Below are 21115 nucleotides of genomic sequence, written 5' to 3' on the forward strand. Positions count from 1 at the left end.
GCCCGATGCACCGCATCGCGCAGCGCGCTGTGCCTTGCCAAACGACACGCCAAAAACAAACAAAATGGGTCATATTAAAGGAAACATGCTTTATGGTGTATGAATAACCACACCACGACTGGTAGCCAGACAGGCACCGGGCACAAAACAGAGTGTTTTGACCCGATAAAAACAGGATGAAAACATCCGTCATTAACCGATTCGTAACTATTTCAGCCCCGCTGGCGATCTTTTTCGCCCGCAATGTGTTGTTGTCCCGGGACGCAACGCAAGCATTCGCAGGGGTTTCTGGCGTGTGTGTTTTTTCGGATTGCGTCGATACCGTGGTCCGGTCATAGATATTAACGCGCAGAAAACGGACAGGTTCAATGATCCTGGAGAGAGATGAATGAATAGCGCAAATCAAGGTACATTCAATAAAATTGCACTTGCGACGATTGTTGGCGCGGTGGGGTTGCAGTATGTGCTGATGTTTGGCGGTGTCGATATCGCCCCCAAACCGGCAAGTATGGTGATTGATGCCTCGGTTGTGGTGCCGGTGAAACCGGAAAAACCCAAGGTCAAAAAACTTTATCAGCGCGACCCTGAAGTGGTCGCCCTGGATCAGTATTTCAAAAGCATTGATTACAAACTCGGTACCGCCGAGAACATTCCGCGGGTCTATATCAAACGCGTGCCCAAGGGCCTGCGCGATCTGAGCTCGGTTGCGGAACGCAAACAGATCTTTTTGCGCATCATCCTGCCGCTTGCCTTGCGGGTAAACGAGGAAATTGCGGCACGCCGCGACCGGCTGTTATCCATTCAAAGCAACGAATATGCCGGTGTGCCCGCCACCCCGACCCAGCAAAAATGGGTCGAGAAAATGATGAAACGGTATCGCGTTGACGGCGGTGGCATTGCCGCCCTGCTTGAACGCATCGACATTATTCCGCCTTCGCTTATTCTGGCGCAATCGGCCGAAGAAAGTGGCTGGGGAACATCGCGGTTTGTGCGCAAAGGCAATGCCCTGTTTGGCCAGTGGGCCTATAACGAGGAAGAAGGCATTGTTCCCGAAGGCCGCGAAATGGGTAAAACCCATGTCATCAAGGCGTTTGATACGCTGATGGATTCGGTCCGGGCCTATGCCGTTAATATCAATTCCCACCCCGCCTACGAAGCCCTGCGTGAAGATCGCGCCAACCTTCGGGCCCAGGGAAGTGATATTACCGGTTGGGAACTTGCCAAAACCCTGATCAAATATTCCGAACGCGGCGAAGATTACGTTCAGTCGCTGCACTTGATCATGAAGGCCAATGACCTTGATACGCTTGATGGCATGAAATTCGCGGTGGACGATGTACCGCCGCCGCCCAATTTGCTGGCATCACTGCAAGGTTAAATGGCGTCAAAAAACAGAACGACACAAACCACTAACGGGGTGCCAGACAGGGCACCTCGTTAGTGATAAAACGGGCAAAAAAGCTTTCTTGAACGGACCATGCCTCCGGCATTGCCCAAAACATTATGGCCGATAGATCCAGCCTTTTTCAGACTTCACCAAACGGATCTCGTTGCTGACACCGCGCCGGTCGCCCACGGTGAAGCCCCCTTCCTTAAGGGCCAGCATCTTCATTTTCAACACATCCACCGCATCACGGGCAGCCGCCCCCGCCGCATCAAGGTTTTCGGCCTGTTTGCCTTGTTTAACCACATCATCGGCAAATTCCGAAATGCTGCGATCAAAAACCATGTCATAGCTGACCATAACGGTCACCACGCCATCACCTGTGCTGACACTGTTGGTTTTATGGACATTTTCAACATGGGCGACCCGGGCATAGGGATCGTTGCGAAAACGTTCAATCACCGCCGTGGTAATTTCATCGGGGCCAGGTTCGGCTTTGACATCGTTATTGCATCCCGCCAGCGCCGGGAAAATCAGTAAAAATGCAAAAATACGGGCAAAACGCTGCATCCGGTTTGGTCCTTCCTTATTTTGTCCGCGATTTGTAACATCTATCTATCAAACAGATATGGCAGAAATCGGATTTCGCCAATTTCCGCCATATCAAAGCACATCTTTTTCGCCCCGCACAGCCTGTAAGGCGGCAAGGCACATGGATCAGGCCTTAGCCATGTTCGGCTTCATGCGCAGCAAGGGCCGCCATATTGACAAGGTCATTCACTGTCGCCCCCATCTGGGTGATCTGGGCTGGCTTGGCCAGACCGATCATGACCGGGCCAATCACCGTACCACCGCCAAGTTTACCCAGCAATTTGGACGCCGTGGTCGCCGCATGCAGGGCCGGCATCACCAGAACATTGGCCGGGCCGGACAAACGGCAGAACGGATAAAGCTTCAAAAGCTCGGTATCAAGCGCAACATCGACGCTCATATCGCCGTCAAATTCGAAATCGACATCCGAATTTTCCAGAATCGACACGGCCTCGCGAATACGGTCGGTATCCTTGGTCCAGGGATTGCCGAATGTGGAATGCGAAATCATCGCCACACGCGGTTCATGGCCCAGCTGACGGGCTTTCTTGGCGGCCTGAATGGCAATTTCAGCCAGTTGTTCGGCATCAGGCTCGTCATGAACGCGGGTATCGGCAATAAACACCGTCCGGCCCTTGGCAATCGCAATCGACAGGCCCATCGGAATTTCACCGTCCTTGGCATCAATCACGGTACTGATATCAGCAAAGCTGCGGTTAAAATTCCGCGTCAGCCCGGTAATCATGCCATCGGCCTGCCCCATCGCCACCATGGCCGCCGCAAACACGTTGCGTTTCTGGTTTACCATGCGTTGACAATCGCGCCACAAATAGCCCTTGCGCTGCAAACGCTGATATAAAAATTCAGCATATTTACGATTGTCATTGATCAGGGCCGCGTTGGTAATTTCAACCCCGTCCAGGCTTTCAATGCCCAACAGTTTCGCGGTTTCCAGAATACGGTCTTCACGCCCCACCAGAACAGGAGTGCCATAACCGGAATTGCGGAACGCGGCAGCAGCACGAATAACGGTTTCTTCTTCGCCTTCGGCAAAGGCGATCCGTTTGGGATGTGCACGCACATAATCAGAAATCAGCTGCAAATGGGCCGCTGTCGGGTCAAGACGGCTGCGCAACTGGTTTTCATACTCGCCCATATCAAAAATCGGCTTGCGGGCAACGCCACTATCCATCGCGGCCTGGGCAACGGCCTTGGGGATCGCAATGATCAGGCGCGGATCAAACGGGGCCGGAATGATATATTCCGGGCCATATTGCAAACGACGCCCCGAATAGGCTGCAGCCACTTCATCGGGCACATCCTCGCGTGCCAATGCGGCCACGGCATTGGCGGCCGCAATTTTCATTTCCTCGTTGATGGTCGATGCCTGAACATCAAGCGCACCCCGGAAAATATAGGGAAAACCCAACACATTATTGATCTGGTTGGGGTAATCGGACCGGCCCGTGGCACAAATGGCATCGCTGCGAATGGCGGCGACATCTTCGGGCGAAATTTCCGGGTCCGGATTGGCCATGGCAAAGATAATCGGCTGTTTGGCCATGCTTTTGACCATGGAAGGCGTAATCGCCCCTTTGACCGACAGGCCAAATACGGCATCCGCCCCTTGCATGGCATCTTCCAGGGTCCGGGCATCAGTATCGGCGGCATGGGCCGATTTCCACTGGTTCATGCCATCTTCGCGGCCCTTGTAAATGACACCGCGTGAATCACACATGATAACATTATCCGGCGTCACCCCCATGCTTTTGACCAGGGCTGCCACGGCAATGGCGGCCGCACCGGCACCGTTCACCACCAGCTTGATATCAGCCAGGTTACGCCCCGTCAGATCGCAGGCATTGATAAGGCCCGATGCGGCAATAATCGCCGTGCCGTGCTGATCATCATGGAAAACCGGAATATCCATAATCTCGCGCAGGCGGCTTTCAATGATGAAACATTCGGGTGCCTTGATGTCTTCAAGGTTAATTCCGCCAAATGTTGCCCCTAAAAACCGCACGCAATTAACGAACTCGTCGACGTCTTCGGTCGACACTTCCAGGTCCATCCCGTCAACGTCGGCAAAGCGTTTAAACAAAACCGCCTTGCCTTCCATCACCGGCTTGGACGCCAATGCACCCAGATTGCCAAGCCCAAGAACGGCTGTGCCGTTGGAAATGACGGCAACCAGGTTGCCCTTGGATGTGTAGTCGTAGGCGGTGGCCGGGTTTTTGGCAATTTCCAGACAGGGCACGGCAACGCCGGGCGAATATGCCAAAGACAAATCTCGCTGGGTGGTCAGCGGTTTGGAGGCGGTAATTTCGATTTTTCCGGGGCGGCCACTTGAATGAAACAGCAGCGCTTCACGGTCACGAACCTTGATTTCTTTTTCTTCCATATGTCTTCACTGATGCTTGCATGGTGGGTGAGGAAAGCTGTGAACCCGCAAACAGATTGTGGGACTGCCTGAGGGAACCATCTAATAAATCAGGGTTCCGCACGCTGGTCAAAGGACCAGTTGATGAAAAATCAAATTTTCCCAATCTTTTCCATATGTTGCGCCGCAGCATTTTGGGGAAACCCGGTCCGGTATCCGCCGGTTTCCCATAGAAAAAGGCGTTCCGACCCGCGAAACGCCTTTGCCTGTTTATTACGATGGTTTGGATATCCGCCCCAATATCCTGATATCAGGGCAAATTCAAAGCGCCATCAAGGCAAATCCTGGCCTGGTTATTCTTCGGCCTTATGAATATGAACATCCTTCGCACCATTCCGGGCGAAAATCTCGCGGGCTTTGGCTTCGGCGGCAGCATGTTCCGGGTCCAGTCGCACCCAAAGGGCGACGGCACCGGCTTCAAGGGCTTTGGCGAAATCCTCGGTATGCGGGGTCGAGGTGACTTCGCCGATAAAATCGGTCAGGGCCATGGTGCCAACACCCGCGCCAATCGCCAGTGCCAGGGCGGCGGTTGCCGCCCCGCCAAACAGGGCAATCGCCCCCGATGCCACCAAGGGCACCTCGTATTTGACTTCGCCAAACATGGCCGTCAACACGTCTGACCATGACTGCCCTTCTTTGCCTGCCACATCGATTGTTTCATGCGTGCTAAGAGCTGACAGATCGATATGGGAAAATCCGGCTTCGGTCAGGGCACGTACGGCTGCATCAAACGATTCTTTGGTATTAAACAGGCCGACCAGTTCCGGCACCTGGGCCGTGATGTGTTCTTCAGACATTGATATTTTCTCCTGGGTCACTGGTCCGATAGAAATTCATACAAGTATTTTATCATATATTGCAAAACTTTAGGGCAAAATAACGGCCCCCCTCGCCAAGTCCGGCCGGGTTTGCTATCAAGGCTTCCATGAACAAGATGCCCGGATCAACCGACAAAACCATGACCGCACCCGATTTTAACCGCGATGGCGCAACCCCGATGATGGTTCAGTTCCTTGAACTGAAGGAACAATATCAGGATTGCCTGCTGTTTTATCGTATGGGCGACTTTTACGAGCTGTTTTTTGACGATGCCGTCAAAGCCGCCGAAGCCCTTGATATTGCCCTGACAAAACGGGGAAAACATCAGGGAAACGATATTCCCATGGCCGGGGTTCCGGTTCATAGCCATGAAACCTATTTGCAGCGTTTGATCCGCAAGGGGTTTCGCGTCGCCGTGTGCGAACAGATGGAAGACCCCGCCGAAGCCAAAAAGCGCGGCGCAAAATCGGTGGTCAAACGCGATGTGGTGCGCCTGATCACGCCTGGCACCCTGACCGAAGACAGCCTGCTTGATGCGCGGCGCCATAATTACCTGGCTGCCATTGCCGATGTGCGCGGCAAAATGGGGGTGGCCTGGCTGGATATTTCGACCGGTGATTTTTTTGTTCAGCCCTGCACCCTGGCCGGTTTGGGGGCTGCCCTTGCCCGGCTTGACCCCGGCGAAGTTCTGATTTCCGACCGGTTATTGAACCGCCCGGAAATATTCGACCTGTATAACGACTATAAAAACATCATCACCCCGCAGCCCGCCGCCCGGTTTGACCCGGCCAATGCCGAATTGCGCCTGAAAAAACTCTATGATGTGGCCGCCCTTGATGCCTTTGGCGGATTTGAAACCGCCGAACTTTCGGCGGCCGGTGCGCTCATTGACTATATTGAGCTGACCCAGAAAGGCCAGATGCCACGCCTGTCGCCGCCGACACGGATGGCACAGGGGGCAGCGATGGAAATTGATGCCGCGACCCGGCGCAGCCTGGAACTGACCCAGACCCAAACCGGCGAGCGCAAGGGATCGCTGTTATCGGTGATTGATCGCACCCGCACCGGGGCCGGGGCACGGTTGCTGGCCGCCCGCTTATCCGCCCCGTTGACCGAGGCCGACAGCATCAATCGCCGCCTTGATCTGGTCAGCTATTTTCATGACCACGATGATTTGCGCACCGATTTGCGTGCGGCCCTGGCCGAATGCCCCGATATTGAACGTGCGCTTTCACGCCTGTCAATTGGCCGGGGGGGCCCGCGTGATCTGGCATCCTTACGCGATGGATTGGCCTGTGCCTTTGCGATTCGCAATTTGCTGGATCATCCGGCAGGCAACAGCCTTGATACCCTGCCCGCGTCACTGAACGACCATTTATCGGAAATGGGGCATCACAGCGATCTGGTCGATTTGCTGCGCCGGGCACTGGCCGAAAGCCTGCCCCTGATGGCACGCGATGGCGGCTTTATCGCGGCGGGCTATCACCCGCCGCTTGATGAATTGCGTATGCTTTCAAGCGAAAGCAAAAAGCTGATCGCCAATTTGCAGGCCCGCTATACCGAACAAACCGCGATTAGCAGCCTGAAGGTCAAACACAATAACGTTCTGGGCTATTTTATCGAGGTTCCGGCCAAGCAGGGCGACAAAATGATGGAGGTCGATGAATTTATTCATCGCCAGACCATGGCCAATGCGGTGCGGTTTACCACCGTTGCCCTGTCAGAACTTGAAAGCAAGGTTTCCAAGGCCGGTGATCAGGCGATGGCGCTGGAGCTGGACCTGTTTGCCGATCTGGTGACGTCGGTTCTGGCCCATGCCGACCCGATTGCCCGCTGTGCCCAGGCATTGGCCGGGCTGGATGTATCATCATCCCTGGCAGAACTGGCCCGGGACCAGAATTGTGTGCGCCCGGTCATTGATAACAGCCTGTCGTTTGATATTTGCGCCGGTCGGCACCCGGTGGTCGAGGCCGCCTTGCGCAATGCAGGCGAATCGCCCTTTGTTGCCAACGATTGCCGGCTGGAAGACGAACAAAAACTGTGGCTGATTACCGGCCCCAACATGGCGGGTAAATCGACCTTTTTGCGGCAAAATGCGTTAATCGCCGTGATGGCGCAAATTGGGGCTTTTGTGCCTGCGCAATCCGCCCGTATCGGTGCCATCGACCGGTTATTTTCGCGTGTCGGCGCTGCCGATGATTTAGCGCGCGGGCGATCTACCTTTATGGTCGAAATGGTTGAAACCGCCGCCATCATCAATCAGGCAACCGACCGGTCTCTGGTGATTTTGGACGAAATTGGTCGGGGAACATCCACCTTTGACGGGCTGTCTATCGCTTGGGCGGTGGTGGAAAACCTGCATGAAGTTAACAAATGTCGGGGGCTTTTTGCCACCCATTATCACGAACTGACTGCCCTTGCCGCCAAGCTGGACCATTTATCGTGCCACACCATGCTGATCAAGGAATGGCAGGGTGAAGTGGTGTTTTTGCATGAAGTTGGGCCGGGCAGTGCCGATCGGTCCTATGGGATTCATGTGGCCCAGTTGGCCGGGTTGCCCAAGGCCGTGATCAAACGGGCCGAACAGGTGCTTAAAACCCTGGAAAAAGGGCAGCAAGGCAGCGGCGTTGCCAAACTGGCCGACGATTTACCGCTGTTTGCCGCCGCCATGGCCCAGGTGGAAAAAGAAGAAAAAGCATCGGCCCCGGCCCTGTCAGAACCGCAAAAGGCCCTGTTAGGGGCAGTCCAGGATATGGACCCCGACAATATGTCGCCGCGCGATGCGCTAGATGCCCTTTACCGGTTGCGCGACTTGCAAAAACAGACGACCTCCTGATCGGGGCAACCTGCGAGCGCACAATTGTTTTACCGGCAAACACTGGAAAAAACGGTTTTTTGCCAGATATATAAAAGGGCAAACTGCCAAATATTTTGCTGGTAATACGGGGCATGGCACGCAAATATCGCCCCGATATTGCTTCCCTACGGCCAAAAACGTGCCTGCCCTGCACCAAAATCGAGCCTGTTATCTGCAAGCCCGGACCCCGGACCAAGGACACCGCATTCCATTATGCTAAAAGTTAAAAACCAGCGTGATATTATCGACCGCCGCACCGTTTACAGCAAACTTGGCGATATTAGCCGGGACAGCGATTTAAAACAGGTCAAGCAACGGGCGGCTATTTTGCGCTGTCTGAAAGACACGCTGCAACATGGCCGCGATGAAATCCGTGCGCGCTTTGAAGCCAGCAATTCCGGGCACAATGCGGTCTTTTCCTATAGTTTTCTGATCGATCAGATCGTGCGTCTGATCCATGATTACGCCGTGGAATTTGTTTATCCGCTGCATAACCCGACCAAGGAACAACGCATGTCGGTTGTCGCCGTGGGCGGTTATGGCCGGGGGGATATGGCGCCGCATTCCGATGTCGATATCCTGTTTTTGTTTCCCTACAAACAAACCGCGCACGGCGAACAGGTTGTTGAATATATCCTTTATATGCTGTGGGATCTGGGGCTGAAGGTTGGCCATGCCACCCGGTCGGTCGAGGATTGCCTGCGCATGGCCAGGCAGGACATCACCATTCGGACCAACCTGCTCGAAAGCCGGTATGTTTGGGGCGATGAGGCCATTTATGACCAGTTCCGTACCCGTTTCATGGACGAACTGGTCAAAAGCAGCGGCATTGAATTTATTGAAGCCAAACTGAATGAACGCGATGATCGCCATATTCGCATGGGCGATTCGCGTTATGTGGTTGAACCCAACGTCAAGGATGGCAAAGGCGGGCTGCGCGACCTGCATACATTGTTCTGGATTGGCAAATATCTGTATCGTGTCAACACACCGATGGAACTGGTGGATCAACGGGTTCTGACCAAAAAAGAAGCCCAGGGGTTTTTAAAGGCGCAAAACTTTTTATGGTCGGTGCGCTGCTGGTTGCATTACCTCTCGGACCGCCCCGAAGACCGCCTGACATTTGACATGCAAAGCGAAATTGCCGCCCATCTTGGCTATACCGACCACGCCGGTGCCAGTGGCGTTGAACGCTTTATGAAACACTATTACCTGATGGTCAAACATGTGGGCAATCTGACGCGCATTTTCTGTGCTGCCCTGGAAGAACGCCATCAACGCCGCCCGCTGATCCGGTTTCCGTCCCGCTTTTTTGGCAACAAGGAAATTGAAGGCTTTCAATTACGCAATGACCGCCTCGCCGTTGAAAGCCGCGATGTCTTTCGCGATGACCCGATCCAAATGTTGCAGCTTTTTCTGGTGGCCCATCAAAACGGTGTCGGCATTCATCCCGAAAGCCTGCGCTGGGTGACGCAAAATTTGCAGCTGATTGACCAGAATTTGCAAAGGGACCCGGCAGCCAATGCCGTTTTCCTGAAAATCCTGACCCACAAGATCACACCCGACATCCCCCTGCGCAAAATGAACGAAGCTGGTGTTTTGGGCCGCTTTGTCCCCGATTTTGGCCGAGTCGTCGCGCAAATGCAGTACGACATGTACCATACCTACACCGTGGACGAGCACACCATCCGTGCCATTGGGATCCTTAATCAGATCGAATGTGGCGACCTTGCCGAAGAAGCCCCGGTGGCAACATCGGTCATTCACAAAGTGATTTCCCGTCAGGTTCTTTATGTTGCCGTGCTGTTGCACGATATTGCCAAGGGCCGCGGGGGCGATCACTCCGAACTGGGGGCCGAGGTCGCCGAAAGGCTGTGTCCGCGCCTGGGGCTTAGCCCGGCCGATACCGAAACAGTGGCGTGGCTGGTCAAGGCGCATTTATGGATGAGTGCCACCGCATTTAAACGCGATTTAAACGACCCTACCACCATTCGGGCCTTTGGCGACCTGGTGCAGTCGCAAGAACGCCTGCGTTTGTTGCTATGCCTGACAGTGGCCGACATTCGCGCCGTGGGCCCCAATATCTGGAATGGCTGGAAGGCAAGCCTTCTGCGCGAGCTTTATTACGCCACCGATGATTTGTTATCGGGCGGGCTGAATGCCGACAACCGCGATTCGCGGGTGGCGCGCGCCCAAAACAAGGTCCGCGAAGCCCTGACAGGCTGGGACGCACAGGATATCGAGGATTTCATCGAGCGCGGCTATCCGTCCTACTGGCTGAGCTTTGATACCGAAACCCAGGTGCGCCACGCTGAACTAACCCGTGATGCCAAAAAATCAGGCGCGGAAATTACCATTAATACCCGCATTGAAACCGACATGGATGCCACCGAAATCACGGTGCATACCACCGACCATCCCGGCCTGTTTTCGCAAATTGCCGGGGCAATGGCGGTATGTGGTGCCAGCATTGTCGATGCAAAAATCCTGACCCTTAGCGACGGCATGGCGCTTGATACCTTCTGGATTCAGGATGCCAATGGCGAAGCCTTTAACGACAAAGGCCGCATCGCAAAACTGCGCAAAACCCTGGAAGAGGTTATTTCCGGGCAATTGCGCCCCAGTAGCGAAATCAAAAAACGCCAGGTTGTTGATAACAAGGCGCGCACAGCCGTATTCACGGTGGAACCCAACGTCATCATTGATAACAAGGCCAGTCGTACCCACACGGTTATCGAAATCACCGCGCGCGATCGACAAGGATTGCTCTATGACATCACCCGGGCCCTGCGGGACTTGTCCCTGCAAATTGCCTCGGCCCGCATTTCAACATTTGGCGAGCGCGCCGTAGACGTTTTTTACGTAAAAGATATTTTCGGCCTGAAAATCGATAGCCGGAACAAGTTTGTCCAGATCAAGGAAACCCTGACAGACATTCTGAAAAGCGATTATCAATAAGGTTTCGTGACAGGCCGACACGAAACGAGATAACGCGATAACGCGAGCACATGACGAGAGCAAGGGTATCACCACCAACCGATATCCGCAGTTTACGGATTAGACTTGCTCAAAGCCAACAGGTCGAGGGTCCCTGTTTTTTGCTCTCGTCACTGAAAATTCCAAGTGCTCGTGTCCCAACTAAACCTAGAATTATTAAAATACAACAAAACCGGCAAGGTAACCTGTGACAGCCATCACAAGACATAAATATTTATGGTGACCTGTTGCCATCGCCCGGAAAATTACCGTTTCATTCACCTTCCAGTGGCACTGTCGCGGCTGAAACGCGTGGTCATTCCCCGCCGAGCATGTTTCCTTTAATAGAACCCAGACCTCCAGGAACCGTTGGATTTAGAACACCATGTCGCTTGTTCGTTCAATTGCTACCGTCAGTGGCTTTACCCTGCTGTCACGTTTGCTGGGGTTTGCCCGCGACATTCTGATCGCCGCAATGCTGGGTGCTGGCGGTATGGCCGATGCGTTTTTTGTCGCCTTCAAATTTCCCAACCTGTTTCGCCGCCTGTTTGGTGAAGGTGCCTTTTCAGTTGCCTTCATTCCGTTATTGGCCGGGGATATTGAAAAACGCGGCATTGAAGAAGCCCGCGATTTTGCTGCCAATGCCCTGTCGATTATGGTGGTGATTACCGGGTTTCTCGTGGCGATTATTGAAATCATCATGCCGTGGGCGATGCTGGTATTTGCGCCGGGCTTTTCCGAGGACCCGGAAAAATTCCACCTTTCCATCGAATTGGCGCGCATCACGTTTCCCTATCTGGCATTTATTTCAGCCGTCGCCCTGATGTCGGGCATTTTAAATACCTTGCATCGCTATGCCGCCGCCGCCGCCGCACCGGTGGTTTTAAATATTTTCATGATTGGTGCCTTGTTAGGCCTAAGCCCGATCACGCAAACACCGTCCCATGCGCTGGCATGGGGGGTGATGATGGCCGGGATTGGCCAGTTTGTGTGGCTGGTCATTGCGTGCAAACGGGCCGGATTTGCCATTCGCCTGCAAATGCCACGGCTTGACGACAAGGTAAAATTGCTGGGCAAACGCATGATACCGGGCATGATCGGGGTTGGTGTGTACCAGCTGAATTTGCTGGTTGATACCATGCTGGCCTCGATGGTATCGGACGGCGCGGTTTCCTGGCTTTATTATGCGGATCGGGTTCATCAATTGCCGCTAGGGGTTATTGGCATTGCCATTGGCACCGCCATGCTGCCCACCCTGTCGCGCCAGTTACAGGGCAAAGACCCGTCTGTTGCGATGTATAGCCAGAACCGTGGCATTGAAATTGCCCTGTTGCTGACATTGCCCGCGGCGGTTGCCCTGGCGGTTATGGGCATTCCGATCATTAATGTTCTGTTTCAGCGCGGCGCCTTTACCGCCAGTGAAACCAGCGCGACCGGTATGGCACTTACCATTTTTGCCTGTGGCTTGCCGGCATCGGTGCTGGTCAAGGTCTTGGCCCCTGGCTTTTTTGCCCGTGAAGATACCAAAACCCCGATCCGCATCGGCATTACCTGCATGGTGCTTAATATTGGCATGATCGTTGTTTTAATGCCGTTCTTTGGCCATTTGGGCATTGCGGCAGCCACGGCGGTGTCATCCTGGATCAATGCGGTGTCGCTGGGCATTACCCTGCATAAACGCAAACATCTGGTCCTTGACCCCCGGTTAAAACGCCGTATTCCGCTTATTTTCCTGTCATCCGCACTCATGGGCGTCACATTGTGGGCCGCCATTTTCACCCTGTGGGATGCACAAAGCAGCGCGATAATCCGCATGATGACCATGGCCGGAATCGTGATGACCGGCATGGTGATTTACGCCGTGATCGCCCAATTAAGCGGTGCAGCCAGTTTTCGCGAATTAAAATCAACCCTGCGGCGTGGCAATCCTGCCTGAAAAGCCGCTATCCCCCCGGCAGGACGCATTTTTCCCCGATTGGCGACAAGCCGCTTGACCTGTCTGCGCCGGAGGGCTTAACTCCGCGCTCTGTTCGTTTGCTCGTCCGCCGGCGGGTGTCCACAACCTGGCGGAGCAAGCGGACCTTTTTTGAACCTTCCTGAAACGGGCGATATACACATGCAACGTGTTTTTTCGGGCGCACAGCCCACCGGCAATCTTCATCTTGGCAACTATCTTGGCGCGATCCGTAACTGGGTTTCCCTTCAGAACGACTTTGAGTGCATTTATTGCGTCGTCGATATGCATGCCATCACCGTGTGGCAAGACCCGACCGAATTGCGCTCCAACATCCGCGAACTCGCCGCCAGCATGATTGCGTCGGGCATTGATCCGGAAAAACACATTCTGTTTAACCAAAGCCAGGTTTCCGCTCATGCCGAACTGGCATGGATTTTTAACTGTGTGGCGCGGATCGGCTGGTTAAACCGTATGACCCAGTTCAAGGAAAAGGCTGGCAAGCACCGCGAAAATGCATCGCTGGGCCTGTATGCCTATCCCAGCCTGATGGCGGCTGACATTCTGGCCTATAAGGCCACCCATGTGCCGGTTGGCGAAGACCAGAAGCAGCATCTTGAACTGACCCGCGATATCGCGATCAAATTCAACAATGACTTCAATGCCGAAGGATTCTTTCCCACACCGGAACCGCTTATTCTGGGCCCAGCAACGCGGGTGATGTCTCTGCGCGACGGTACAAAAAAAATGTCCAAATCCGATACCTCGGATATGGCCCGTATCAACATGACGGACGATGCCGATACGCTGGCGAAAAAAATCCGCAAGGCCAAAACCGATGCCGAACCGCTGCCTTCCGAGGCAGAAGGTCTCGACGGGCGCCCCGAAGCCCGCAATCTGGTAACGATCTATGCGGCCCTGCTCGACAAACCGGTTGCCGATGTGCTGGCCGACCATGGCGGCACGCAGTTTTCCGGTTTCAAGCAGGCCCTGACCGATGTGGTGGTGGAAAAACTGGCCCCGATCACCCAGGAAATGGCGCGGCTGAAAAACGATACCGCCTATATCGATGCCGCATTGGCCAAAGGTGCAGAACGCGCCAACGCCATTGCGCAACCGATCCTGCGCGACGTTAAGGAAATTGTCGGCTTTCTCAATAGCTGATCTTTTACCTAACGGTATTGAGCGTAACCAGAAGGCCCGATCCCTGCATAGGGGGACCGGGCCTTTTGTATGACGGGTCACTCAGATTGAACCTGAGGACTTTTGCTGCTTTTGCATGGCTTGGTATTTTTGCAAACCATCCATCATCGTCTGACTAAACCATGCCCCAACCGGGGCCTCGCCAGCATGATGTTGTTCGGCTTCTTGCACCAGCGGATGTTCAGCAACCCGATCGGCGTGTGTCGCTGTCATTTGCGAACTATTTGCAGGCTGGCTTTGACCGGCAACCGGGCGGCTGTCAGTGCGCGACCGTGATGCAGAACCAGTATTTCCGCCCGCATCATGGCCTGCATCGGCCATCTGCCCCAATCCCAGGGCCGAATTAAACCGGGCAGCCATTTCGGCGGCGGACAATACAGGGCCGCTCTCCTGGCCGTCGCTGGCGACGGCATCGGTCATCATTGCCGGGTTTACATTGTCTGAAAACGTGCTTTGTTGCGCGTTTTGTTGTGATCGCGCCCTGATCAGTTCACCCTGAATTTCATTTCCATATACCGGGTCGGCAACACGGCCGGTATTTCCGGCCCGCTGCCACACCGTGGCACCCTTTTCACGATTGACATGAACATTGCTCGACAGGTGTGCCGATGATGTAACAGGGTCGCGCTGTGCCACCAGTTTCGAGGCATAATCGCTGTGCCCTGCCCGGGCCAGTGTAACGGCAAGTTCTGCCGGGTCGGCGGTTTTGGCCGCCCGGGTTGCTGCATCTTCAAAGGACGAGGCGGAATTGGGGTTTTGGACTGCTGCCGCCGCATTATTTGCCCCGGAAAACGGCATCCCGGCAGAAAATGCCGCCTGGCTGGCAGCCGATACCGGTGTCGCGCCGGTATTTTGGCCCGTATTTTCAACCACGGGGGATGCCTGACCAAAGGGAAATGCCTGATTATCGACCTGTCGTGCGCCGGGCTGACGATCGGCCATTACCGATGCCATCGATGTATCGCCTACCGACCACGGCAGAACCAGACCATTTGCACCTGATGATGCACCCTGCCCGGCCAATGCCCCGTCAACACCGTTTTTAACTGTGCCAGAGCCGTTGTTATTTTGTACCACTGCTGTTGAGGCGGCCGGGTCAACGTCACTGTCGCCCCCTTCAAACAGGGCCAAAACATGTTCGCCGGTGTCTGAACCGGTAGTGCCTTCGACAACGGCATCAATTGCCGCCCCGGCCAGGCCAAAAATGCCACCAAACAGGCCCCCACCGACAACGCGGGCGGCATTGCCCATCTGATCGCCCGTCAATTCACGATACAGCGCGCCAACAACAGGAATATGTTGCAGCGGATTAATCACATCAATGATGTCACCAAAATCAAAGCCATCATCGCCAAACAGAAAACTGGCAAACCCGCCGGATTCACCGTCTTGCTCTGCTTTTTGCGCCGTTGCACCGGTTTTGGCAGCACTTTGCTGTGCGCCATTTGCCGTTTGTGCCCCTGCACCGGGCGATATTTGCCGCCAATCTGCACCTATCGACATCGCGATCCTCCTCTTGGCGGAAGATATGCAACCCTGATGCCAAATTACGATTTGCAGCATTATTTTTTAAAGGAGCGCCCAAAGCCAGAGCAGATCACAAAGCAAAACACCTGTACTAACAAATATCCCGGCAGAAGCTGCCGGGACAAAAAACTGTCTTTTCAAACACTGCACACACCCGAGAATACCGGGTGAAACATGCTTTAAAACAAATGCCCGGCCCGTTCTTTTTTGGTTTGCAGGTAAAATGCGTTATGGCCGTTAGAGGGAAACTTATGCGGCACACGCTCGCTGACCTTAACGCCCCAGCTTTCCAGCCCCCGCAATTTTTCCGGGTTGTTGGTTAAAATCCGTACCGATGAAAAACCAAGCTGGCGCAGCATTTCGGCAGCCGGGCGATAAACCCGTTCATCGGCATCAAAGCCCAGTTCTTCATTCGCATCAAGCGTATCAAAGCCCCGGTCCTGCAAGGCATAGGCCCGCAATTTATTGACCAAACCAATACCGCGCCCTTCCTGACGCAGATACAAAACAATGCCACCTTTGCCGCTGGCCGAGATTTCGGCAATAGCACCGCGTAATTGCGGGCCACAGTCACAACGCAACGATCCGATCAGATCGCCGGTAAAACATTCGGAATGCAACCGCACTAATACCGGCACGTCGGCAGCCGGTTCATCAATGATAATCGCAATATGTTCCTGCCCGCCATCCGCCGGGCGAAAGGCCACAACGCGAGTGTTTTCGGCATTTTCCAGCGGCACGCGGGCTTCGCTGACCTGGCGCAGCGACCCGGCAGCGGCATCTTCATAGCCATTCACCGATTCGGCGGCCAGAATCAGCAGGTTTTCGCGGGTCGCAAAATCGTCTATTTTTGCCAGATCAACCGGTACGGTAACAATGGCCGGTAACAGGCGCGCCAGCTTTGCCAGCCGAATGGCAGCATCTTCGTCGGTTTGGGTGGTGCGCCAGGTTGCGATGGGCTTTTCAACCATATCAAGCAACGGATTGGCCCAAACCCCCAATGTCAAACAATCGACATCGGCATGATTTTGCGGTTGCAGGGCACAAAAACCGCTTTGCACATCGGCATGACCAAGGGCACGGGCACGCACGCGCGGCAAGACCAGCGCGATATCGGCGGCATTCAGGGCAATCGCCCGCAAACGTTCCAGTCCGCTATCGGACAAGGGTTCGGTTGCGATGGCGGCAATTGCGCTGTTTGCTGATCGGATCAGGATCATTTCGCCACGGCGCAAATCGGCAACGGCACGGGAAACCGAAATAAGCTCGGTTGTTGAAATTTCGGGTCGTGCCGAAAAACTGTTGGGCGTGGTCATCGTCATACTTAATTTTAATACCGATTTAGGGCCAAAGCGATCACAACATCGCGATCAGGCCGGTATGGGGCTGGATCATTCGTTCGTCAATGTCTAAAGCCAAAACAGTTTGTTCTTGAAAAAGTGACGATTAGAGTGTGAGACTTGTTTATAGTGCAGACAGGCAATGCACAGCTGATTGCCACAAAAAAGAACAAGGCCTGAATATAGACCGAATTTAGGGACCAGCAAGGGATGGCAATGACGACAGGAAAACAGGTTTTAGTGGTTGAAGACGACGCAGCGTTAAGCCAGTCACTGACCGAGCAACTTCGCCTGCATGAAGAATTTGATTGCGTTGTTGCCCATAGTGGCCAGGAAGCGCTTGAGGCCGTTAAAAACAACTATTTTGACGTCATTCTGCTTGATGTCGGCCTGCCCGATATTGATGGCCGCGATGTTTGCAAACTGATGCGTCGCGCCGGGGTAAAATCGCCCGTAATCATGCTGACAGGTGCGAATAGCGATTCTGATACCATTCTGGGGCTGGAATCGGGTGCGAATGATTATGTCACCAAACCGTTCCGCTTAAATGTGTTGCTGGCCCGGATCAGGGCCCATATTCGCCAGCATGAACAAAGCGAAGATGCCGTTTTTGTCATTGGTCCCTACAGTTTCCAGCCCAGCGCCAAAATTCTGGTTGAAACCACGACCGAAAAGAAAATTCGCCTGACGGAAAAGGAAACCTCGATCCTGAAATTTCTGTTCCGGGCCGGTGATAAACCGGTTTCACGTGAAACGCTGCTTGATGAAGTTTGGGGATATAATGCCGGGGTCACCACCCACACGCTGGAAACCCATGTTTACCGATTAAGGCAAAAAATCGAAAAAGACCCGTCAAACGCAATAATTCTGGTAACCGAACCCGGTGGCTATAAGCTGGTCCCCTGAGCGGTAACAACGGTACCTGCCCCCAGAGAACAGACCAGCGGCCTTTAACCGATCTGGCTGCTGGTGAGCGATGTTTTACCACACACCTCCGTCGTTCAACGCCGTGCCGGATAACAATGATTATTTTGTAGCGGGCACGGCCTTTCAACGTTCTTTATCGCCGCAAAAAACAGCAAAACCGTCAAAACCCGGATGATTTTAAGGGGTTTTCCTCAAAAAATCGGGGAATTGCGCCAAATCACGCAAAATTCAGCCATTTTGATCAATATGATAGGCGCGATGGCCAAAAATAGCGGTCCCAACCCGAATATGCGTGGCACCAAGGCGGATTGCCGTTTCGTAATCGCCGCTCATGCCCATGCTGCGCACTTTCAAATTATGGCGATCGGCGATTTTTCCCAACAGGGCAAAATGCGGCGCGGGTTCTTCGTCAACCGGCGGAATGCACATCAACCCCGTTACTGGTAATTTCAAATTTTCAAGACAATCGCGGATAAAGTCATCGGCATCCTCGGGGGCAATACCGGCTTTTTGCGGCTCACAGCCGATATTGATCTGAATGTAAAGCTCGGGACATTGACCCGTTTCATCGCGTAGACGGGCAAATGTCCTGGCCAGTTTGGGGCGATCCAGGGTTTCGATCACGTCAAACAGGGCCATCGCCTCGCGGGCCTTGTTGCTTTGCAGCGGGCCAATCAGATGCAATTTCACACCTTCATAATCCTGTTTCAAAAGCGGCCATTTTTCACCCGCTTCCTGCACCCGGTTTTCGCCAAAAATACGGCGCCCAGCCTCCAGCGCGCCGCGCACATGGTCTGCATCATGGGTTTTGCTGACACAAACAAGGGTCACGTCACTGCTGTCGCGCCCCACTGCTGTTGCTGCCTGGTCGATATTTTTCTGAATAACGGCAAGGTTGGCAGCGATATCGACATCGCCAGACGAAACGCTATGATCGTTCATGATGTGCCAGATCCCGGTTAAGTGCCCAAAAGAAAGGACGTTACAACGCAATGGAGCCCAAACTAGCAAAGCTTGCCCGGCAACTCAATTTGCGTAACGCACCACGCTCGTCCTTACCTGCGATTATCGTCATGACAGATGATCAGCGCCTGCCCGATCCATGCCCGGCCCTTGCCCGGTTGCCACACCGCAGCATGGTTATTTTTCGCCATTATCACCATCCAAAGCGCGCCCACATTGCACACCAGGTTCATCGTGCCTGTCGCAAATATGGCCATCTGTTTTTTGTTGCGGGCGATATTATGCTGGCCAGCCGTCTTGGCGCGGATGGTATCCACTTGCCTGATCACGGGCAAAAACACCTTGCCAACAGTGTTGATCTGGCTTCCAGGAACAACCTGGCCATAAGCGCGTCTTTGCATAGTCTGGCGCAGTTTCGTCATCTGCGCCCCTTTGCCAACGATCTGGATGCCGTGATCCTGTCGCCGGTATTTGCCACCCAAAGCCACCCCGGGGCCGGGTGTATGAAGCGAACCACTTTTCGCCATCTGGCAGCCCTGGCCCGGCACAATGGCATTGTGGTTTATGCACTTGGCGGCATCAATTTTGATCATTTACAGCAAATTAAATCCGCGCCAGTCTGCGGCATTGCCGGGATCAGCTTTGCCACTTAGAGTATCCGTCTTGATCAGAGGCAATGCCACCGCCCCAGGGCATGAAGCGACATCGCGCAATAACCGCGAACCAGATCCCATAAGGCAGGGTCATAGAAATTTGATATAAATTGCGATAAACAAATATTTCCCACGTTACCGGCATTTTTCCGGCCCTGCCCGCCTTCCAAAGGATACTGCTTTGGCGTCAAACTCCCTGCATCTGTCGCGTGCCCGCTTTACCCGCTTTAAAACCAAGCAGCCTTTCAGCTTTGGCTTGCCCAATGTTGCGGCGAATATCGCCCAGCAATCCGATGGCAGTGCCAGCTACCTCACCCGGGTATCGTCGCTTTTGCGCCAGCAAATATTGCCAACGGCAGCATCGGTTAAAATTGTATCCGATACCATCCACCTCGATGTCCTGGCCAAACCCCACTGGCAACAGCCCTTTCATCGCAAACGCATTCTGTTTTTAATTCCGGCAGATGCGCTCGGCGATTGCGTTGGCATGGCAATGTTTTTACGTGCCTTTCAGGCCGCTTATCCATCCTGCAAAATCGGGTTGTTAAATACCGGCAGGGCCAGCGATATCTTCGCGACCCTCAAGGATGTCGAGATTTTCCAACTGTTTGTTTCCGCCAATCAGTTAAGGCGGTTCGATACGGTCATTGATCTGTCGGAAATGGAGGGATGGGAAGATATTGCAACCGCCCCGGTTGATTGCGAAGGGGGGCTGTGCCGACATTTTGCTATTTCGCCGGTTCCCCTGCCCGACACGTCACGCCATAAGACGGATGATTTGCATATTGCCATTTTGCCAATGGCATCGTCGCCCCTGCGCACCCTGCCACCGCAATTTGTGGCCCAAACGGCATTAGCACTTTGCGGGCAAGCCAGCAGTGTCACTGTTGTTCTCAATGCCTATCAGGGGGTAAAGGAAGCCTATAAAACGGCAATTGGTGCCTTGCCTGGCAATATTACGCTGATTGACGGGTTTAAAACCATTGGCGAGCTAATTGCCTTTATTTCCAGTCGCGATTACGTGATTGTCGCTGATAGTGGCCCCGCACATATCACCAAACTGTCGGGTGTGCCCGGTACAGGTGTTTATACATCTGCCTCAGCAACCGTTTTACACGGCCGTTTTACCAATATCAGGGCCTGGCAAAGCGATTATCAAGGTGATTATTGCCACGCACCATGTGGACTTGCAAAGCTGCACGCCACGCAAGAAGGTGACATTGGCTGTATGGGCAGTCTGTCTGTCAGCCGGGACAGGCTGGTCTCTCTGCCGACACGTCGCGACTCGGCTCTGGTGCAACGCCTGTCAACGGTCGAACCCGTTCCTTGTGTTCGGCATCTCACGACAAATTTTGCAGCCTTTGAAAAGTTTGTACAAAGCGATATCGCGACCCGCGCGCGACCGAAAACCACGGCAAGAACTTAAGATCCGGCTGTATACAATCGGCTCGCAAAAAAAAGAGGGTACCACAGGCACCCTC

The 21115-nt window shown here is 54.0% G+C and carries 14 protein-coding genes; 8 read left to right on the plus strand and 6 right to left on the minus strand.

The features are described from left to right. Positions 1-388: 388 nt before the first annotated feature. The gene (locus AAC086_RS16870; protein WP_339780423.1) at positions 389-1378 is read left to right on the plus strand and encodes a glucosaminidase domain-containing protein; all 990 of its coding nucleotides are present in this window, start codon (positions 389-391) and stop codon (positions 1376-1378) included. Positions 1379-1501: 123 nt separating this feature from the next. On the opposite strand, the gene AAC086_RS16875 is transcribed toward AAC086_RS16870, so the two are convergent. The 3 genes from AAC086_RS16875 to AAC086_RS16885 all read right to left on the minus strand — a co-directional run bounded on the left by AAC086_RS16875 (position 1502) and on the right by AAC086_RS16885 (position 5212). Further along, entirely contained in the window at positions 1502-1954 is a 453-nt protein-coding gene (locus tag AAC086_RS16875) for a hypothetical protein (RefSeq protein ID WP_339780425.1), read from the minus strand. A 154-nt stretch (positions 1955-2108) separates the two neighbouring features. Further along, positions 2109-4376 (minus strand): NADP-dependent malic enzyme, encoded by a 2268-nt coding sequence (locus AAC086_RS16880; protein ID WP_339780426.1) that lies wholly within the window; start codon positions 4374-4376, stop codon positions 2109-2111. Between the two features lie 332 nt (positions 4377-4708). Next, positions 4709-5212, minus strand: a complete 504-nt coding sequence (locus AAC086_RS16885; protein ID WP_339780427.1) for a hypothetical protein — start codon at positions 5210-5212, stop codon at positions 4709-4711. Between the two features lie 137 nt (positions 5213-5349). Here AAC086_RS16885 and mutS point away from each other — a divergent pair, with 137 nt between their 5' ends. The 4 genes from mutS (at position 5350) to trpS (ending at position 14185) form a co-directional block, all read left to right on the plus strand. Continuing rightward, positions 5350-8070 (plus strand): DNA mismatch repair protein MutS, encoded by a 2721-nt coding sequence (gene mutS, locus AAC086_RS16890; protein WP_339780665.1) that lies wholly within the window; start codon positions 5350-5352, stop codon positions 8068-8070. 234 nt (positions 8071-8304) lie between these two features. After that, a complete protein-coding gene (locus tag AAC086_RS16895) occupies positions 8305-11049 on the plus strand; it encodes a [protein-PII] uridylyltransferase (RefSeq protein ID WP_339780429.1) in 2745 nt (914 codons plus the stop codon). A gap of 403 nt (positions 11050-11452) precedes the next feature. Then, the gene (murJ, locus tag AAC086_RS16900) at positions 11453-13003 is read left to right on the plus strand and encodes a murein biosynthesis integral membrane protein MurJ (RefSeq protein ID WP_339780430.1); all 1551 of its coding nucleotides are present in this window, start codon (positions 11453-11455) and stop codon (positions 13001-13003) included. Between the two features lie 180 nt (positions 13004-13183). Then, positions 13184-14185, plus strand: coding sequence for a tryptophan--tRNA ligase (trpS, locus tag AAC086_RS16905; protein WP_339780432.1), 1002 nt, complete (start codon positions 13184-13186; stop codon positions 14183-14185). Between the two features lie 81 nt (positions 14186-14266). Here the strand turns inward: trpS and AAC086_RS16910 are convergent, their stop codons facing one another. Further along, positions 14267-15727 (minus strand): hypothetical protein, encoded by a 1461-nt coding sequence (locus AAC086_RS16910; protein ID WP_339780434.1) that lies wholly within the window; start codon positions 15725-15727, stop codon positions 14267-14269. 203 nt (positions 15728-15930) lie between these two features. Beyond that, complete coding sequence (gene ribA, locus AAC086_RS16915) at positions 15931-17067, minus strand: GTP cyclohydrolase II (RefSeq protein WP_339780436.1); 1137 nt, start codon at positions 17065-17067, stop codon at positions 15931-15933. A 240-nt stretch (positions 17068-17307) separates the two neighbouring features. Here ribA and AAC086_RS16920 point away from each other — a divergent pair, with 240 nt between their 5' ends. After that, positions 17308-17997, plus strand: a complete 690-nt coding sequence (locus tag AAC086_RS16920; protein ID WP_339780438.1) for a response regulator transcription factor — start codon at positions 17308-17310, stop codon at positions 17995-17997. Between the two features lie 249 nt (positions 17998-18246). Here the strand turns inward: AAC086_RS16920 and AAC086_RS16925 are convergent, their stop codons facing one another. Then, positions 18247-18960, minus strand: coding sequence for a YggS family pyridoxal phosphate-dependent enzyme (locus AAC086_RS16925; protein ID WP_339780440.1), 714 nt, complete (start codon positions 18958-18960; stop codon positions 18247-18249). A gap of 50 nt (positions 18961-19010) precedes the next feature. Between AAC086_RS16925 and AAC086_RS16930 the strand changes: the two genes are divergently transcribed. Together AAC086_RS16930 and AAC086_RS16935 are read left to right on the plus strand one after the other, a co-directional pair. Beyond that, a complete protein-coding gene (locus AAC086_RS16930) occupies positions 19011-19634 on the plus strand; it encodes a thiamine phosphate synthase (RefSeq protein ID WP_339780442.1) in 624 nt (207 codons plus the stop codon). A 181-nt stretch (positions 19635-19815) separates the two neighbouring features. Then, the gene (locus AAC086_RS16935; protein ID WP_339780443.1) at positions 19816-21060 is read left to right on the plus strand and encodes a lipopolysaccharide heptosyltransferase family protein; all 1245 of its coding nucleotides are present in this window, start codon (positions 19816-19818) and stop codon (positions 21058-21060) included. The last annotated feature ends 55 nt before the right edge of the window (positions 21061-21115 follow it).

This window comes from uncultured Thalassospira sp. (assembly GCF_963976115.1).
Taxonomy (GTDB): Bacteria; Pseudomonadota; Alphaproteobacteria; order Rhodospirillales; family Thalassospiraceae; genus Thalassospira.